Here is a 16,445-nt window from a genome sequence, read left to right on the forward strand (position 1 = left end):
CGGGCGGCGAGCCGTTCGCGGGGCAGAACGGGGCGTACCCGGCCCAGCCGGGCGCCCCCGCCAACCACGGGCCCCAGGTCGGGCAGAGCTCGCAGGTCGGTCCCGGTCCGCAGCACGAGCAGGGCCACCCCGGTCAGCAGCAGCGCCAACCCGGCCGCTTCGACGACCTGCACGCCACCGCGCAGCGCATCGCGCAGAACGTGGAGCGGGTGCTGGTCGGCAAGCCGGAGGTGGTGCGCATCGCGCTGGTCACCCTGCTCGCCGAGGGGCACCTGCTGGTCGAGGACGTGCCGGGGGTCGGCAAGACCTCGCTGGCCAAGGCGCTGGCGCGCTCGATCGACTGCTCGGTCAGCCGCATCCAGTTCACCCCGGACCTGCTGCCCAGCGATGTGACCGGCGTCTCCATCTTCAACCGGCAGACCAACGAGTTCGAGTTCCGGCCCGGCCCGGTCTTCGCCAACATCGTGGTCGGCGACGAGATCAACCGCGCCTCGCCGAAGACCCAGTCCTCACTGCTGGAGTGCATGGAGGAGCACCAGGTCACCGTCGACGGCAACACCTACCGGCTGGACTCGCCGTTCATGGTGATCGCCACGCAGAACCCGATCGAGATGGAGGGCACTTACGCCCTGCCCGAGGCCCAGCGCGACCGGTTCACCGCGCGGGTGTCGATCGGCTACCCGGACCCGCAGGCCGAGCTGGCCATGGTCGACGAGCACGCGGGCCACGACGTGTGGGCCACGCTGCGCCCGGTGTCCGACGCCGACCAGGTGCGCGGGTTGATCGAGTCGGTGCGCTCGGTGCAGATCGCCCAGGAGGTCCGCCGGTACGCGGTGGAGCTGGTCTCGGCGACCCGGCGGCTCTCGGAGATCCGCATCGGCGCCTCGCCGCGCTCCACGCTGCACCTGGTGCGGGCCGCCCGGGCCCAGGCCGCGCTCTCCGGCCGCGACTTCGTCGTGCCCGACGACCTGCACGTGGTGGCCGTCCCGGTGCTGGCGCACCGGCTGGTGCTGACCCCCGAGGCGCAGGCCTCGCGCCGCTCCCCCGCTGAGCTGATCCGCGGCCTGCTGCAGCGGGTACCGGTGCCGCAGGCGACCCCGGACGTGGGTGGCGCGCAGTGGACCGGGAACCGCGGGCGCTAGGGGTCATCGGATGCGCGGAGCCCTGTCGGGTCTGACCACCCGAGGACGGTGCCTGATCGCGGCCGGGCTCGCCGCCGCGTTGTGCTCGATCGTGCTCAACGAGCGCGACCTGATGCGCGTGTCGGTGTTCGTGGTGGCACTGCCGCTGCTGGTGTGCGTGCTGACCGCGGTGTCGCGGGTCGGCCTGCACGCCCAGCGGCACATATTTCCTGTGCGGGTCCCGGTGGGGGGTCGCACCGAGGTGGCGCTGACCGTCCGCAGCACGGGCAGGCTGCCCACGGTCGGGCTGCTCGTCTCCGACGGCGTGCCCTACGCGCTCGGCGGCAAGCCGAGGTTCCTCATCGAACACCTGCCCCGCCACACCGGGACGCAACTGCGCTACACGCTGCAGCCGATGCTGCGCGGCATCCAGCAGATCGGCCCGCTGAAGGCGACCATCACCGACCCGTTCGGCCTGGCCGAGTTCGAGCGCGAACTGGCGGGCTCGTCGCGGCTGGTCGTGGTGCCCAGGGTGGTGCGGCTGGCCGGGGTGCCCGGCGGGTCCGGCCTGGGCTCCGGCGACGACGGGTCGGTGCGGCTCAACGCGGGCCAGGGCGAGGACGACGCCGTGGTGCGGCCGTACCGGCAGGGCGACGACCTGCGGAAGGTGCACTGGCGCTCGACGGCCAAGCGCGACGAGATGATGGTGCGGGTCGAGGAGAGCCCCTGGCGGGGCGGCACGACCGTGCTGCTGGACCGCCGGGTCAGCGGGCACCGCGGCACCGGCGCCGGGTCGAGCCTGGAGTGGGCGGTGTCGTTCGCGGCCAGCGTCTGCGTGCACCTGCACCGCCACGGCCACCAGATCCGGCTGGTCACCGAGACCGGCGGCATCCTGGTCAGCGACGCGGGCGACGGCGCGCACAGCGACGACGCGGTGCTCGACGCGCTGGCCGCGCTGCAGCCGGTGCACCAGCGCGACATCTCCTGCCCGGCCGACCCCGGTCACGGCCAGGAGCTGATCGCGGTCCTCGGCGCGGCGACACCGGAGTCGGTCAGCAGGCTGATCCGCTACCGCACCCGGGGCACGCGCAGCCTCGCGGTGCTGCTCGACACCGCGGCCTGGGGCTCGGGCGAGGGCCCGGACGTGGACCCGACGGCCGCGGCGACCCTGCTCAGCGGCGCCGGGTGGGGCGTGACGATCGCCCGGCCGGACGCGCCGATGACCCAGGTGTGGGCGGGCGTCTGCCGGACGGGGAACCGGCGCGGGGACACGATGATCGCGGGAGCCGGGACATGAGCGAGCAGCCACCGCAGACACCGCAGGCGCAGTGGTCGACCACGGTCACCCCGGTGGTCGCGGCGATCACCACGTTGTGCGCCTCGACCGCGCTGTCCGGGGTGATCTCCGGGGCCCGCTGGCTCGGGCACGCGGGTGTCGCGGTGATCGTGGTGACCGCGGTGGGCCTCGGGCTGCGGGCGATGCGCGCGCCGACGCTGGTGGTGGGGCTCGCGCAGCTGTTCTCGCTGCTGATGCTGCTGGTCGCGCTGTTCACCGACAGCGGGGTCCTGGGGATCTTCCCCGGCCCGGAGGCGTTGGGCGACCTGGGCGCGGTGCTGGGCGACTCGGTGGAGGCGGTGCGCACGGGTGTGCCGCCGGTGGCCGAGACGAGACCGGTGCTGTGCCTGGTCGTGATCGCGATCGGGCTGGTGGCGGTGCTGGTGGACACCCTGGCGGTGGCCGCGGGTGCCCCGGCGGCGTGCGGGCTGGTGCTGCTGTGCGTGTACGCGGTGCCCGCCTCGCTGGCCGACGAACTGCTGCCCTGGTGGTCGTTCGTGCTCGGCGCGAGTTCGTTCGCGGTGCTGCTGGCCGTGGACGGGACGCACCGGCACCGGCTGTGGCGCAACCGGCCCGCGCTGCCCAGCACGGGCACCGGGTTCGGGTCGCCGGTCGCGATGGTGTCCTCGGCGCTGGTGCTTGGCCTGCTCGCGGGCGTGCTGATCACCGGCATCGGCACGGTCGGCAGCCTGCCCGGCGGCGGCAACGGCGGCGGCAGCGGCGGTGGTCTGGCCCTGAAGCCGTTCACGAAGCTGCGCGGGATGCTCGACCAGGGCAACAACACCGAATTGCTGCGGGTGCGCGGCCTGGGCAACGAGAGCCGCTACCTGCGGGCGATCACCCTGCCCCGCTACGACCGCAACGGCGGCTGGGTCGCCGCCGACGCGCTGCCCAGCGACGTCCCGGCCGGTCTTGGCATGCCCCCGGCGCCCGGTGACCGCGGCGGCGGCCAGGAGACCCGGATCGAGATCGAGCCGATCAACTACCAGGACCTGTGGGCGCCGATCTACGGCACGCCCCGCAACCTGCGCGACCTGCCGGACGGCATGTTCTACGACCAGGCGGGCGGCATGGTGTTCTCGCACACCATGCGCAAGCTGGACCGCTACGTCGAGGACGCCGACCTGAGCGAGCCCACCGCCGACGCGCTGCGGCAGGCGGGCGAGGACTACGACGAGATCGATCCGGGGTACCTGACCGCCGAGGGCATCGACCCGGAGGTGGTGACCCTGGCCAAGCTGATCACCAACGGCCAGGCGTCGCCGTTCGACAAGGCGATGGCCCTCAAGAAGCACTTCGACACGTCCAACGGGTTCCAGTACAAGACCCAGACGGCGCTCACCAGCGACGAGGACGCCCTCAAGGAGTTCCTGTTCAACTCCAAGACCGGCTTCTGCGAGCAGTACGCCTCCGCCATGGCCATCCTCGCCAGGGCCGCTGGCCTGCCGTCGCGGGTGGCCATCGGCTACACGGCGGGCTTCCTGTCGGGTGACTACCGCTCCATCACCACCCAGGACGCCCACGCCTGGGTCGAGGTCTTCTTCCCCGGCCAGGGCTGGGTCACCTTCGACCCCACCCCCCTGGCCGACGGCCGCACCTACGACCCCCCGTACGTCAGCGCCGACACCAGCACCAGCCCGTCCACCAGCAACACCCGCGAAACGGTCCCGAGCGGCACGGCCTCCACCACGGCCGCCCCCCGCAGCGACCGCCCCGACCCGGACCAGCAGGCGGGCAACCTCGGCCAGCAGAACCAGGGCGACCAGGCGTGGCCGTGGCAGGCGTGGGCCGGGATCGGCCTGGCCCTCGTCGCGATCCTCCTGGCAGGCCTGATGATCGCCCGCCGGGTTTCGTCGGCGCGCACCTTCGCCCTCGTGGCGGGTTTGCTGGCTGGCGTGTTCTTGCTGTCGCTGATTTCTTGGTGGCTCAGCGCGCTCCTGGTGGTCCTGGCCCTATCCGCTGTTCCCGCCGCGGTGCGAGACCTGCACCGCCGCCAACGACGATCCGCCATAACCGAAACCGACGACGGCGCAACGGCGGCGTGGACGGAGCTGATGGCGGAATCGTGGGATCGAGGCGCGGAAACGTCGGACACGGACACGGTTCGGACTGCTGCTCGGCGCTTGGCGAAAGAGCACTCCCTTGATGAGGGGAGCAAGCAGGCGCTGCGGACGGTGGTGAACTCGGTGGAGCGGTCTTGGTACGGAGGGCGCTCGGAACGGGACCCGGAGCTGTCGCGGGCGTTCGATGAGGTGGTGGCGGGGATGCGGAAGTCGTCGCCACTGGATTGGCGGGGACGACTGCTACCGCGATCGGTGGTGGCACCGCGGCGGAAGCGGCGGGAGGAGTAGGCGCTCGCGGTGACTTGTCGCTTGTTGGCTTGTCGCTTGCGGTGAGTTGTCCACAATGGTCTGGGTTGTGCACAGGCTCTCGTTGTGGCGCCTGGGTTGTCGGTGTGCCTCGGTAGGATGTGAATCGGGGGCGCTTGAATTGGGTGATCTTGGTTGAACGGCTCGCCTTCGGCATTGCGCTGGACCCGGGGTGGTCCGGTGTGCTCGATGAGGCGGACGGCTTCCTGGGAGCGGTGGTCGGGCCAGCGGAGCTGACTCGGTGGGCTGGGTTGGCACCGGCGGCTTCCAGCGTCGGCTCGCCTGCGGCATTGCGCTGGATCCGTGGTGGTGCGGTGTGCTCGATGGGGCGAACTTGTTTTGCGCGGGGCCCCTGCACCAGCCGTGGCAGGACCGCAAAAGCCGGGGCCGAAAAGCATGGCCCTGCAGCGCACAACGCTACGGGCACCGCCACCCCACACAAACCAAGTCCGCCCCATCGAGCAGTTGGCACCGGAGGCTCCGAGTGTCCAGTGGCTGGCAATGCTGTCGGAGTCGACTCTCGGCTTCAGCCGGTCAGGCCAGCCCTTAGGTCGGCCCGGCATCTGGGCCCAGCAGGGTGCTCAGGCCTCTGTGGTGACCGGAGACCGGCGGTGGGTGGCGGCGGTGAACTCGCGGAGGCCGTGCAGGAGGGCGGCTCGGGAGTGCGGGGGCATGGCGGCGAGGACTTGGGCCAGGTCGGCTCGGCGGGCGGCTCGGAGGCGGTCCAGGAGGTCTCGGCCGGGGAGGGTGAGGACTATCTCGACTTCGCGGCGGTCGGTGGTGGCGGGGCGGCGGTCGAGCAGGCCCGCGGATTGGAGGCGGTCGCAGAGGCGGCTGGTGGAGGAGGGGATGGTGCCCAACTCTTCAGTCAGCCGGGTCAGGTTGACCGGTTCGAGGGTCTCCACGAAGTGCAGTGCGCGCAGCTGCATCGGCGGCACCTTCGGGTAGACGTCCGTGTTCGCCCTGGTGAGGACCAGGCCGAGGGCTCGGGCGGCCACCTCGGTTTCGGCTACCTCGTCCACCTGCCGCAGCGCCATGGGTCAACTTTCGCACACGGGGCGGGTGGGGTGGCCCCTTCCCCGGTTGCCGGTTTACCGCGCGGCGAGCAGCTCGGCGGCCGTCCGGGTGTTGATGACGCGGTCCGGGCCGATGCCGCACTCTTCCGCGCGTTCGCAGCCGTAGGGCAGCCAGTCGAGTTGGCCGGGGGCGTGGGCGTCGGTGTTGACCGCGAAGTGGCAGCCGAGGTCGGCGGCTTCGCGCAGGAGCCGTCGGGGCGGGTCGAGGCGCTCGGGGCGGGAGTTGATCTCGACGGCGACGCCGTGGGCGGCGCAGGCGGCGAAGACGGCTCTGGCGTCGAACTCGGATTCTGGGCGGCCCTTGCCTACCACGAGCCTGCCGGTGCAGTGGCCGAGGATGTCCACGTGCGGGTTGGCCACGGCGGTGAGCATCCGCTCGGTCATCTCCGCCTTGGGCATCCGCAGTTTGGAGTGCACGCTGGCGACCACCACGTCCAGTTCGGCGAGCAGCTCCTCCTCCTGGTCGAGCGACCCGTCGAGCAGGATGTCGACCTCGATGCCGGTGAGGATCAGGAACGGCGCCAGCTCCACGTTCAGGTCCGCGACCAGTTCCAGCTGGCGGCGCAGCCGGTCGGCGCTGAGCCCGTTGGCCACGCGCAGGCGCGGCGAGTGGTCGGTCAGCGCGATCCACTCGTGGCCCAGCGCGATCGCCGCCTCCGCCATCTCGCGGATGGGGCTGCCGCCGTCGGACCAGTCGGAGTGCGTGTGGCAGTCGCCGCGCAGGGCCGCCCGCAGCGCGCCGCCGCCCGCGACGGGGGCGGTCTGGGTGCCCGCGAGCTTGGTCAGGTAGCTGGGTTCGCCGCCCATCACCGACTCGGCGACCACCAGGGCGGTGGTGTTGCCGATGCCGGGCAGGTCGGTGAGGGTCCCGGCGGTGGCCCTGGCGCGCAGTTCGTCCGGGTCGATCTCGGCGACCTTGGCCGCGGCCCGGCGGAACGCGCGCACCTTCTGGGTCGCCTCGCCCGCGCGCTCCAGGTAGAGCGCGATCTGCTTCAACGCGGCGACGGGATCCATGCGCCATAGGTATCGCACCCGGCGCTGCCGCGCACGACCGGCGGGCCACCGACCACCGCACTAGCGTCGAGGCACCCCACCGCTGGAGGAGGACCGCATGCCCATCCCGGCCACCCCGCCCGTCGCACCGGCCGCGCTGACCGACCTGCTCGACGGCCGCTGGGGCCACATCCGCCGCGAGGCCCGCACCAGGATGGCCGCGCTGCCCTCCCCCGCCACCTACGACCTGACCACCGAGCAGCACCGCGCCCAGGTGTTCGCCGAGCTGCACGAGCTGGCCAAGTCCGGCTACCCCCGGGTCGGTTTCCCCACCAGCCACGGCGGCGAGGGCGACCTCGGCGGGTCGCTCACGTCGTTCGAAATGCTCGGCTTCGGCGACCTGTCGCTGATGGTCAAGGCCGGGGTGCAGTGGGGCCTGTTCGGCGGGGCCGTCGAAGCCCTGGGCACCGAGCACCACCACGACCAGTACCTGCGCGACATCATCGACCTGCGGCTGCCCGGGTGCTTCGCGATGACCGAGACCGGCCACGGCTCCGACGTCCAGCACCTGCGGACCACGGCGACCTACGACCCGGCGACCGGCGAGTTCGTCGTGCACACCCCGCACGAGGCGGCCCGCAAGGAGTACATCGGCAACGCGGCCCGCGACGGGCGGATCGCGGTGGTGTTCGCGCAGTTGATCGCCGGTGGGCAAGGGCGCGGGGTGCACGCCCTGCTGGTGCCGCTGCGCGACGAGGCGGGACAACCGCTGCCCGGCGTCACCATCGAGGACTGCGGGCGCAAGGCCGGCCTCAACGGCGTCGACAACGGGCGGATCTGGTTCGACCAGGTCCGCGTGCCCCGGGACGCCCTGCTCAACCGGTACGGCGGCGTCGCGGCGGACGGGACGTACACCAGCTCGATCGAGAGCGACTCGCGGCGGTTCTTCACCATGCTCGGCACGCTCATCCGCGGGCGGATCAGCGTGGCGGGTGCCGCGGGCAGCGCCACCAAGAGCGCCCTGACCATCGCGACCCTCTACGCGCTTGAGCGCCGCCAGTTCACCAAACCCGACAGCGACGACGAGGTGCTGCTGCTCGATTACCTCGCGCACCAACGCAAACTCCTCCCCGCGCTGGCGACCACCTACGCGCTGCACTTCGCCCAAGAAGAACTGGTCACCACGCTGCACGAGCTGACCACCGACGAGCACCGCCGCCGCGAGCTGGAGTCGCGGGCGGCTGGTCTCAAAGCGGCCACGACCTGGCACGCGACCCGCACCATCCAGACCTGCCGGGAGGCGTGCGGCGGTGCCGGGTACCTCGCCGAGAACCGGTTGCCGCAGCTCAAGGCCGACACGGACGTGTTCACCACGTTCGAGGGCGACAACACCGTGCTGTACCAACTGGTCGCCAAGGGCCTGCTCACCGGCTACCAGCAGGACCTGCACGAGCTCGGCAGCGTCGGCATGGCCAGGTTCATCGCCGACCAGTTCGTCGGCACGGTGATCGAGCGGACCGCGGCCCGATCGCTGATCGACCGGCTCGTGGGTGCGGTCACCGCTCGGGACGAGGACGCCGACCTGCTCGACCGCGGCTGGCACCTGCGCCTGTTCGAGGACCGCGAGAAGCACGTGCTCGACACGCTGGCCCGCAGGCTGCGGCGCGCGGGCGAGCCGGGCGTGGACGCGTTCGAGGTGTTCAACGCCGCGCAGGACCACGTGCTGCGCGCGGCCAGGGTGCACGTCGAGCGGATCGTGCTGGAGGCGTTCGTCGCCGCGATCGACCGGTGCGCCGACCCGGAAGCGGCCGCGCTGCTGGGCCGCGTGTGCGATCTCCACGTGCTCAGCACGATCGAAGTGGACCTGGACTGGTTCCTCGGGCACGGCAGGCTGGGCGCCGCGAGGGCCAAGGCCGTCACCGGGGCGGTCAACGACCTGTGCGGGCACCTGCGCCCGCACGCCGAAGCGCTGGTCGAGGCGTTCGCCATCCCGTCGTCGCTGCTGGCGGCGCCGATCGCCTCGGGTGCCGAGCGTGATCGGCAGGACGCGCAGCGCGGTCACGACCACGATCCACTACCCCGGAAGGAGGACTCCGGGAGAGCGACCGCGTCGTGATCCGGGATCGGGTAGTCGCCGGGGGAAACGCCCCGTATCCTGGAGGCGACACCTCCACCGAGGGGTGCCCGCCGGGTCCGGCGGCAACCGTGATCGCCCGGCGCCCGCGACCGCTGTGCCGGAGGAGGAACGCATGCCACTCTCCGAGCACGAGCAGCGACTGCTCGACCAGATCGAGCGCGCGCTCTACGCCGAGGATCCCAAGTTCGCCTCCACCGTCCGAGGAGCCCGCCTGCGCAAGCCGTCCCGACGGCGCAGGCTGCAAGGCATCGCCCTGTTCGTGCTGGGTGTGGCCCTCCTCGTGCTCGGTGTGATGCTGCCGTTCAAACCGGCTGGTATCCCCGTGGTGAGCCTGCTCGGCTTCCTGGTGATGTTCGTCGGTGCTCTGCTGACGCTGACGGCCCTGCGCCAGGGCGGCTCCGAACCGGAGTCAGGTCAAGAGTCCCCCAGCGGAGGCGGCGGCGCGACCGCCCACCACCGCAGGAGCTCGTTCTCCCAACGGATGGAGGAGCGCTTCAAGAAGCGCTTCGACGAAGAGCGTTAACGCACGTCAGCAGGTCCCCACACCCAGGCCGCGCGCCGACCCCAGCACCTTGGAGTCGGCGCTGAGCCGTTTCTGGGGGCCTTTTCGCCGTGGGGCGTCAGTTCTTCTCCGCCGCGCCCAGGACCGGGATGATCTCGTCGAGGCCGGTGATGGCGAGGATGCGGGACAGGAACGCGGGGACCTGGTCGAGCAGGACTCGCTTGTCGCGGGACAGGGTTCGCTTGTGGGCGGCGATGAACACGCTCAGGCCGCTGCTGTCGATGAAGGTCAGGCCGCTCAGGTCGACCACGACTTCGGTGTTGGCCGCCACCAGGTCGAGCAGGGCCTGCTTGAAGGCGATCGAGGTGTGCGTGTCCAGCTCCCCCGTGACGCTGATGATCGCCTGGGTGGGGGTGGTCGTGGTGGTGTGGGAGAACTCGGTCATCGGGGTCCAGTCGCGGGCCAGTTGTGGTGTACGAGGGACTTGGCGAGGGGGTAGTCGCGCAGGTCGCGGGTGAGGAGGCTGCCCAGTTCGGCGACCAGGGTGGGGTCGACGGCTCTGGCGGCGAGCAGGTCGGCGACCCAGGCGGCGGTGTCGGCGACGGCGCGGGGGTCGTCGGTGAGCAGGGCGGCCCAGACGGCGTGCAGGGACTGGTTGACGACGTCGGCGGCCACCGAGTGGAGGCTGTCGAGCGGGTGGCGGTCGGTGGTGACGATCCGCGCGGCCAGCGACCAGCGTTCGTGCAGGCCGGTGACCAGCCTGTGGTGGGCCAGTTCCAGCGCTGCCTGCTCCGCGGCGGCCGCGCCGTTGAGCGGCGGGGCGGCGGGGACGACGGTCGGCAGGGAGCGGACCGCGTCGACGGCTTCGCGGGCGCCCGCGGCCCATGCGGTGGCGCCCAAGGCGGCGGCCCGGCGGTCGTCGGGGCCGAACGCGGACCCGCCGATCACCACCGGGATCCCCGCGGTGGTGCTGGCCTCGATGAACCGGCGGGTGGTGGGCAGCGCGCCGAGGACGGAGCAGCTGACCGCGGTGGCGTCGGGGCCGAGGTCGTGCAGGTACTGGCTCAGCCGGACCGGCGGGGTGGAGGCGCCGAGCAGGGTGATCTCCCAGCCGCTGGCCCGCAGGGCGGTGCCGACGATCATCGCGGGGAGGGCGTGCCACTCGCGTTCCGCGCAGGCCACGACCACCCGGCCGCGGGTGGCGGGGGCGCGGCGCACGTGCCTGGCGACGGCCTCGGTGGCCGAGACCGACACCGCGGTGGCGGCGTGTTCCTCGGCGACGGTCCACTCGCCGCGCTGCCAGCGGTCGCCGACGGTGCGCTGGGCGGAGGCGATGACGTCCACCAGCACGGTGACCGGGTCGACGCCGTCGTCGAGCAGGCCTCCACCAGGTCGACGGCCGTGTCGGCGTCGACCGAGGCGAGGGCGCCGTCGAAGCGGGCCAGGGCGTCGAGGACTGGGTCGAGCACTGTCACCGGTGCGCTACCTCCCGCAGGCCACCGCGAGCAGGGCCATGTCGTCGTGCGCCCGACCGCCGAGGTACTCGACCACGTCCTGCTCGAGCGCCTCGCACACCGCCTCCGGCCCGGCACCCGCGTACGCGGGCAGCAGGCCGACCAGCCGGTCGAGCCCGTAGAAGCCTTCGGTGCCGCGGGCCTCGTAGATGCCGTCGGTGAACATCAACATGGTGTCACCGGGCCCGAGCGCGACCGAGGTCTGCTCGTAGCCGACCTCGGCCAGCACGCCCGCGACGGTCCCGGTGACCTCGACCTGCTCGACGGTGCCGTCGGCGCGCAGCACCAGCGGCGCCGGGTGGCCCGCCGCGGCCAGGTCGACCTCGGCGGACCGGCCGCCCTCGGCGGACCGGCCGCCCTCGGCGGGGCGGACCCTGGCGCACACGGCGGTGACGAACTTGTCGGATTCCTCGTCGTAGAGCACGGCGTTGAGCGCGGCCAGCACCCCGCGCGGGCTGCGGTCGAAGTGCGCGGCGATGCGGATGCTCTGCCGGGCGCGGCCGGTGAGCACGGCGGCCTCGACGCCCTTGCCGCAGACGTCGCCGATGGCCAGCAGCAGGTCGCGCTCGCTGCCGTGCACGTCGTAGAAGTCGCCGCCGATGTCGAGGTGCTCGGCCGCGGCGCGGAACCGGGCGGCGAGCCGCAGCCCGGGCACCCTGGGCAGCGCGGGCGGGCGCAGGCTGGCCTGCAGCACCGACGCGACCCGGGTGCGGTCTTCGTAGAGCCGGGCGGAGTCCAGCGCCATCGCGGCCCGGGCGGCGATCTGCTCGGCGAGCGCGACGTCGTCCTCGGGGAACCCGCGGCCCGCGCCGCGGACCAGCACGAGCACTCCGACCGTCGTACCGCGCGCGGTGAGCGCCAACCCCAGCACGTCGGCGGGGCGCAGCGCCGTGGCCTCGGCCCGCAGCGCGTCGTGCGGGATCATGCTGTCGAGGCCGTCGGCGGTCGGCACCTCCCCCTCGGGGGCGAGCGCGACGTGCAGCAGTTCGCTCTGCCCGGAGCGCAGCACCCGACCGACGCCGAGGTCTTCGGTGCGGTCCCGGTCGACCGTCGTGACGAAGGCGTGGTCGTGGCCGCCGTGCAGGGCGATCCGACCCGTCCGGTGGTCGACCATGGCCAGCATCGCCCAGTCGGCCAGGTCCGGGGTGATCAGCGCGAACAGCCGCAGTACGGTGCGGCGCAGGTTCAGCGATCCGGCCAGGTGGACGCTGATCTCCCCGGCGAGCGCGGCGCGCTGCCTGGCCTGCCCGAGCAGCTGCAGCTCGGTGGGCGCGCCCAGGCTGTGCGCGCCCAGCGGCGGTGGGCCCACCACAGCGGTCCCCGCGGTCGAGTTCGGCCCGGACATGGTCACGCCACGCTTCCCGGTCGGCTTGTGCTGACGTGACCCACGGTACTAGTTGTCCCCGGACAAGGACCCGGCCGACTCGCGCACGTACCCGCGCGCCTGGTCACCGACCTCGGCCCCCACCTGCGCGAACTCCGCCCACACCCACTTGCCGTCGCCATCGGGCTCGTGCCCCCACGCCACGCTCATCGCGGCCACGATGGTCAACCCCCTGCTGCGCTCCGACAACAGGCTCGGCGCCTTGCGCACCGGTCCCGCCTCGGCGTCGTCGCCCACCCGCAGCAGCACCCGGCCGCCGGTCAGCGACAGTTCGACGCGGATGTCGCCCGTGCTGTGCTCGATGGCGTTGGTGACCAGCTCCGAGGTCGCCAACACGACGTCGCACACCAACTCCTCGGCCACCGACCACGACCGCAAGGCCGTGCCGACGAACTCCCGCGCCTCCCCCGCCGAGGTGGTGGCCGGTGGCAATCGGGTGCTCAGCTTGAGCACCCTCCCAGTAGCCGCCGCCTCGCTCACGTCACCTGCCACCACCCCTCGGGCGCGGTTCGCGCGCCATCGATGCCGCCCGGTCGGACCGCGGGTGCCCCCGCACACCGACCCGATCCCGCCTCCCGCGCCCAGCACGGGCTGCCCCTGGGAAGCGGGTGCCGCGGTCTCGACCACTGTGTTCACGCCCGGTGAGGTACCCAGGGGGCGGCCGGGTGAATCAGCGGCCGATCAGGGGGTGCCCTGACCGGGGGACCCGGCGAGGCCGAACACCTCGGCCAGGCCGGTGATCTCGATGATCCGGCGCACCCGCTCGTGCGGGGCGTCGAGCACCAGGGCCCGGCCGCTGTCCTCGGCCTTGCGCAGCGCGGCGACGAGCACCCGCAACCCCGCCGAGTCCATGAACTCCACCGCCGAGAGGTCCACCCGCACGCCGGTGCCGCCCGGCAGGCCGAGCGCGTCGTCGAGGGCGCGCTCCAACTGGGGCGCGGTGGCCAGGTCCACCTCACCGGTGACCGAGACGACGACCGGGTCGGTGCCCTCGCTGTTGATCTCCACTATCGGTCCTTCCTCACCGCGGCGGGTCCCCCGGTCTCGTTGGTCGCCTGGTCTCGTTGTCGCCAGGTCACAGTAGTGGCCGCCCCGGCGGACGCGCCGTCCGCCGGGTGCTCGCTTGGGCCGGATGGCCGGTGTTCCCCTGGGCCGTTTCGGCCGTAGGACCCGGGGGTAGTTCCCGGACGAACCCGCTGTGCGGAGCGGGCACCGAGGAGGGAAGCGCCATGGCTGAGATCACCCGTCTGCCCAAGCCCGTCTCCGACGAGTGGGCCTGGCAGCTCAACGGCTCCTGCCGCGGAGCCGACAGCATGATGTTCTTCCACCCCGACGCCGAGCGCGGCCCCGCCAGGCACGCGCGCGAAGAGCGGGCCAAGTCCGTGTGCCGGGCCTGCCCGGTGCTGCAGCAGTGCCGCGAGCACGCGCTGGCCGTGCAGGAGCCCTACGGCATCTGGGGCGCCATGGGCGAGGGCGAGCGGCGCACGCTGATCGCCCAGCGCAGGCGCTCGCTGCGCGTCTCCTGACGCGTTGTTCGAGGAGGGGACATCTCCCGGGTGGGAGGTGTCCTGGTAGGCGACGAGCACGTGGCGCACCTCAGCCCGCCAGCGTGTCCTCGCCGAGCGCGGCGCGCAGCCGCTCCAGCGTCTTGGCCAGCAGTCGGGACACCTGCATCTGCGAGACCCCGACCCGGCGCGCGATGTCGGCCTGCGACATGCCGCGGAAGAACCGCAGCACGATGATCTTCTGCTCCCGCTCCGGCAGCTCCGCGATCAGCGGACCGAGCGCCCGGCGGTTGTCGACCTCCACCAGCCGGTCGTCCTCGTAGCCGAAGCGGTCGCCCGCGGGCTCGGCCAGCCGCGCGTCCAGCGACGTGCCCTGCTTGGCCGCGCTGGCCACCAGAGCCTCGTACACCTGTTCCTTGGTCAGCCCTAAGTGCTCGGCCAGTTCACTGGGCTTGGGTGCCCTGCCCAGCTTCTGACTCAGCTCGTTGCGGCCCGCGGCCACCGTGACGTGCAACTCCTTGAGCTGCCGGGGGACCCGCACGGCCCAGCCGGTGTCGCGGAAGTGCCTGCGCAGCTCACCCATGATGGTGGGGATGGCGAAGGCGTAGAAGTTGCCCCGATCCGCTTCGAACCGGTCCACGGCCTTGATCAGGCCGATGGTGGCGACCTGGACCAGGTCCTCGAGCTGGTCGCCGCGCCGGTCGAACTTGCGGGCGAGGTTGCGCGCCAGGTCCATGTGGTCGGCGACGAGGTCGCCGCGCAGCGCCGCGCGCTTGGGGTCGTCGACCTCGAGCGCGGCCAGTTCGCGGAACCGGTCGGCGTGGCCGTCGGCGCCCTTGTCGGCCGGGCTGTCCGGATCGGGTGTCTGGTTCACCGGGGCACGACCTCGGCGGGGCCCGGGACGGCGAACAGCTCGACGCTGATGCGGTAGCCGCCGTCGATGGCCTCCACGGACTCGGTGACGGTGGCGGCGAGCGCGGTCAGGATCTGCCAGCCCATCGGGTCGCCGGAGGGCGCGGCGCCGTGCTCGGCGTCGACCCGCACGCGCACCCGGATGCCCAGCTCCTCCGGCTCGAACCAGCACAGCAGCGCGCTGTCGGGGGCGGCTGCCCGCACCAGCAGCGAGCAGGCCTCGTCCACGGCCATCCGCAGGTCCTCGATGGCGTCGAGGTCGAAGTCCATCCGCATGGCGATGTCCGCGGCGAACGACCGCAGCAGCGGCACCTGCTCGGCGTCGGCCCACACGCGGACCTCGACGTCGCGCACCCCGTGGGTGCGGGTCACCGGACTGGTTTCGACCTCAGACACGCTTCCTCCTGCCGTCCTGATACTCGCGGTGGACCGTACCGCGACACGAGAAAATGTGGAGCGGGGTGGGATTCGCACTGGTCGTGCCTTCGCCACCCCGCCCCACAGCGAGAAGATCGCGGGGCAGGACCCTGGTGCTTGTTACCCGCTCCCGCCGGGCCTCAAACCCCCCTAGCGGTATGAATTCCTGGTGTACGCCGTGGCGAAGGTGCCTTCGCCGTTGAAGTACTGCGCGACCAGGTACGCGGGGTCGGTCGCGAGGAAGCCGCGGGGGATGTCGCCACCGTCGTTGCCGTCGTCCCAGCCCCACGGCGCGTTGGCGGCGTTGTCCTTGCCGTTGTCGCCGCGGAAGGTGCCGTAAGAGGCGAAGGTCTCCGCGTTCGCCCGACGGGCCCAGAGGCCGCCACCGGCGAAGACGTCGACAAGGCTGTAGCCGACGAAGCTGTCCGTGCCGCTGGCCGGTACCTCAGCCGTGCCGCTCGGGTAGTAGACGACGCCGTCGCTGTCGGGGGTGTGATCAGCGTTCTTCGCGTAGATGCCGTGTCCCTTGGCTTCCTGGAACGTGGTGGGGTGCGCGGCACCGTTGTAGGTCTGCAGCTGCAGGGGGCCGTCGACGTTCTCGCGCCCGCTGACGTAGGGGCTGCCCGCGGGGACGTACGAGTAGAAGTCGGTGTGCGCCACGGTGACCATGGCTTCGAGCGCGCCGTAGGTGGAGCCGTCCTTGCGGACGGTCAGCAGTACGCCCTCCATGTCGTTCTCGTGCGTGTACAGGCTCAGCGGGTCGGGGAAGTCTTCCCAATCGCGCGGGTGGTAGAAGGAGTACGTCACGAACCAGTGCGTGCCGGTCTCGACCACCGAGAAGTACACCGAGCCGGTGAGCCTGGCGACCGAGTCGTCCTGGGCCTCCCAGTTGTTGAGGGTGTTCCACTCCCCGTCGAAGTCGACCTTGGACAGGTAGTCGGCGTCGTAGTCGCTGGAGTCGGTGTCCTGGTAGTGGATCGGCGCCCACCGGGTGGCCAGTGCCAGGTCGGTGACCGCGGTGGGCGCGGCCTGGGCGGCGGGGGCGAGCGGGACGAGGGCGAGGCACGCCAGCGCGGCGCTGGTGGCGAGTGCGGCCATGGTGCGGGTTCGGCTCATCGGCGGGCTACCTCCGGTGATCGACAACTCGGTCTCGAGTTGGACTACCGGAGCGGGTCGACC

General features: G+C 72.3%; 16 protein-coding genes. 6 read left to right on the forward strand and 10 right to left on the reverse strand.

Features of this window, described 5'->3' with window-relative positions; translation table 11 throughout:
• The first annotated feature begins 167 nt into the window (after positions 1–167).
• From JOD54_RS29905 to JOD54_RS29915, 3 genes are read left to right on the forward strand one after another with little or no spacing between them, the layout of a single operon-like run.
• The gene (locus JOD54_RS29905; RefSeq protein WP_204456821.1) at positions 168–1,142 is read left to right on the forward strand and encodes an AAA family ATPase; all 975 of its coding nucleotides are present in this window, start codon (positions 168–170) and stop codon (positions 1,140–1,142) included.
• Positions 1,143–1,152: 10 nt separating this feature from the next.
• A complete protein-coding gene (locus JOD54_RS29910; RefSeq protein ID WP_204455292.1) occupies positions 1,153–2,418 on the forward strand; it encodes a DUF58 domain-containing protein in 1,266 nt (421 codons plus the stop codon).
• On the forward strand, positions 2,415–4,808 hold the full coding sequence (locus tag JOD54_RS29915) for a transglutaminase TgpA family protein (protein ID WP_204455293.1): 2,394 nt from the start codon (positions 2,415–2,417) through the stop codon (positions 4,806–4,808). Before JOD54_RS29910 ends, JOD54_RS29915 begins: the two co-directional genes overlap by 4 nt.
• 599 nt (positions 4,809–5,407) lie before the next feature.
• Here the strand turns inward: JOD54_RS29915 and JOD54_RS29920 are convergent.
• Both JOD54_RS29920 and JOD54_RS29925 read right to left on the reverse strand, forming a co-directional pair.
• Positions 5,408–5,863 (reverse strand): MarR family winged helix-turn-helix transcriptional regulator, encoded by a 456-nt coding sequence (locus tag JOD54_RS29920; RefSeq protein WP_204455294.1) that lies wholly within the window; start codon positions 5,861–5,863, stop codon positions 5,408–5,410.
• Positions 5,864–5,917: 54 nt separating this feature from the next.
• A complete protein-coding gene (locus JOD54_RS29925) occupies positions 5,918–6,916 on the reverse strand; it encodes a PHP domain-containing protein (protein WP_204455295.1) in 999 nt (332 codons plus the stop codon).
• 97 nt (positions 6,917–7,013) lie between these two features.
• Here JOD54_RS29925 and JOD54_RS29930 point away from each other — a divergent pair, with 97 nt between their 5' ends.
• Both JOD54_RS29930 and JOD54_RS29935 read left to right on the forward strand, forming a co-directional pair.
• Positions 7,014–9,011, forward strand: coding sequence for an acyl-CoA dehydrogenase family protein (locus JOD54_RS29930; protein WP_204455296.1), 1,998 nt, complete (start codon positions 7,014–7,016; stop codon positions 9,009–9,011).
• A 133-nt stretch (positions 9,012–9,144) separates the two neighbouring features.
• The gene (locus tag JOD54_RS29935) at positions 9,145–9,555 is read left to right on the forward strand and encodes an SCO2097 family morphological protein (RefSeq protein WP_204455297.1); all 411 of its coding nucleotides are present in this window, start codon (positions 9,145–9,147) and stop codon (positions 9,553–9,555) included.
• Positions 9,556–9,652: 97 nt separating this feature from the next.
• On the opposite strand, the gene JOD54_RS29940 is transcribed toward JOD54_RS29935, so the two are convergent.
• The 5 genes from JOD54_RS29940 to JOD54_RS29960 all read right to left on the reverse strand — a co-directional run bounded on the left by JOD54_RS29940 (position 9,653) and on the right by JOD54_RS29960 (position 13,440).
• Positions 9,653–9,979, reverse strand: coding sequence for an STAS domain-containing protein (locus tag JOD54_RS29940; RefSeq protein ID WP_204455298.1), 327 nt, complete (start codon positions 9,977–9,979; stop codon positions 9,653–9,655).
• Entirely contained in the window at positions 9,976–10,884 is a 909-nt protein-coding gene (locus tag JOD54_RS29945; protein WP_307860401.1) for a cobalamin B12-binding domain-containing protein, read from the reverse strand. Before JOD54_RS29945 ends, JOD54_RS29940 begins: the two co-directional genes overlap by 4 nt.
• A 132-nt stretch (positions 10,885–11,016) precedes the next feature.
• Positions 11,017–12,393 carry a PP2C family protein-serine/threonine phosphatase gene (locus JOD54_RS29950; protein ID WP_204456824.1) on the reverse strand — a complete coding sequence of 459 codons (1,377 nt, stop codon included), beginning with the start codon at positions 12,391–12,393 and terminating at the stop codon, positions 11,017–11,019.
• 48 nt (positions 12,394–12,441) lie between these two features.
• Positions 12,442–12,924: an ATP-binding protein gene (locus tag JOD54_RS29955; RefSeq protein ID WP_204455299.1), complete on the reverse strand. Its 483-nt coding sequence runs from the start codon at positions 12,922–12,924 to the stop codon at positions 12,442–12,444.
• Between the two features lie 189 nt (positions 12,925–13,113).
• A complete protein-coding gene (locus tag JOD54_RS29960; protein WP_204455300.1) occupies positions 13,114–13,440 on the reverse strand; it encodes an STAS domain-containing protein in 327 nt (108 codons plus the stop codon).
• Positions 13,441–13,661: 221 nt separating this feature from the next.
• On the opposite strand from JOD54_RS29960, the gene JOD54_RS29965 reads away from it, so the two are divergent.
• Positions 13,662–13,958 carry a WhiB family transcriptional regulator gene (locus tag JOD54_RS29965; RefSeq protein ID WP_204455301.1) on the forward strand — a complete coding sequence of 99 codons (297 nt, stop codon included), beginning with the start codon at positions 13,662–13,664 and terminating at the stop codon, positions 13,956–13,958.
• Positions 13,959–14,028: 70 nt separating this feature from the next.
• Here the strand turns inward: JOD54_RS29965 and JOD54_RS29970 are convergent, their stop codons facing one another.
• The 3 genes from JOD54_RS29970 to JOD54_RS29980 all read right to left on the reverse strand — a co-directional run bounded on the left by JOD54_RS29970 (position 14,029) and on the right by JOD54_RS29980 (position 16,382).
• Positions 14,029–14,811 carry a SigB/SigF/SigG family RNA polymerase sigma factor gene (locus tag JOD54_RS29970; RefSeq protein WP_307860402.1) on the reverse strand — a complete coding sequence of 261 codons (783 nt, stop codon included), beginning with the start codon at positions 14,809–14,811 and terminating at the stop codon, positions 14,029–14,031.
• On the reverse strand, positions 14,808–15,245 hold the full coding sequence (locus JOD54_RS35370) for an ATP-binding protein (RefSeq protein WP_307860403.1): 438 nt from the start codon (positions 15,243–15,245) through the stop codon (positions 14,808–14,810). The genes JOD54_RS29970 and JOD54_RS35370 overlap by 4 nt, the downstream gene beginning before the upstream one ends.
• Positions 15,246–15,416: 171 nt before the next feature.
• A complete protein-coding gene (locus tag JOD54_RS29980) occupies positions 15,417–16,382 on the reverse strand; it encodes a hypothetical protein (protein ID WP_204455302.1) in 966 nt (321 codons plus the stop codon).
• Between the last annotated feature and the right edge of the window lie 63 nt (positions 16,383–16,445).

Source organism: Actinokineospora baliensis, assembly GCF_016907695.1.
In the GTDB taxonomy this organism is placed as follows: Bacteria; Actinomycetota; Actinomycetes; order Mycobacteriales; family Pseudonocardiaceae; genus Actinokineospora; species Actinokineospora baliensis.

What these genes read in the sequence shown, in the direction of transcription:
- JOD54_RS29965 (WP_204455301.1), top strand. Translation starts at nt 13,662, where the DNA reads ATGGCTGAGATCACCCGTCTGCCCAAGCCCGTCTCCGACGAGTGGGCC.
- JOD54_RS29925 (WP_204455295.1), bottom strand. Translation starts at nt 6,916, where the DNA reads ATGGATCCCGTCGCCGCGTTGAAGCAGATCGCGCTCTACCTGGAGCGC.
- JOD54_RS29910 (WP_204455292.1), top strand. Translation starts at nt 1,153, where the DNA reads ATGCGCGGAGCCCTGTCGGGTCTGACCACCCGAGGACGGTGCCTGATC.
- JOD54_RS29950 (WP_204456824.1), bottom strand. Translation starts at nt 12,393, where the DNA reads ATGTCCGGGCCGAACTCGACCGCGGGGACCGCTGTGGTGGGCCCACCG.
- JOD54_RS29915 (WP_204455293.1), top strand. Translation starts at nt 2,415, where the DNA reads ATGAGCGAGCAGCCACCGCAGACACCGCAGGCGCAGTGGTCGACCACG.
- JOD54_RS29935 (WP_204455297.1), top strand. Translation starts at nt 9,145, where the DNA reads ATGCCACTCTCCGAGCACGAGCAGCGACTGCTCGACCAGATCGAGCGC.
- JOD54_RS29930 (WP_204455296.1), top strand. Translation starts at nt 7,014, where the DNA reads ATGCCCATCCCGGCCACCCCGCCCGTCGCACCGGCCGCGCTGACCGAC.
- JOD54_RS29920 (WP_204455294.1), bottom strand. Translation starts at nt 5,863, where the DNA reads ATGGCGCTGCGGCAGGTGGACGAGGTAGCCGAAACCGAGGTGGCCGCC.
- JOD54_RS29980 (WP_204455302.1), bottom strand. Translation starts at nt 16,382, where the DNA reads ATGAGCCGAACCCGCACCATGGCCGCACTCGCCACCAGCGCCGCGCTG.
- JOD54_RS29940 (WP_204455298.1), bottom strand. Translation starts at nt 9,979, where the DNA reads ATGACCGAGTTCTCCCACACCACCACGACCACCCCCACCCAGGCGATC.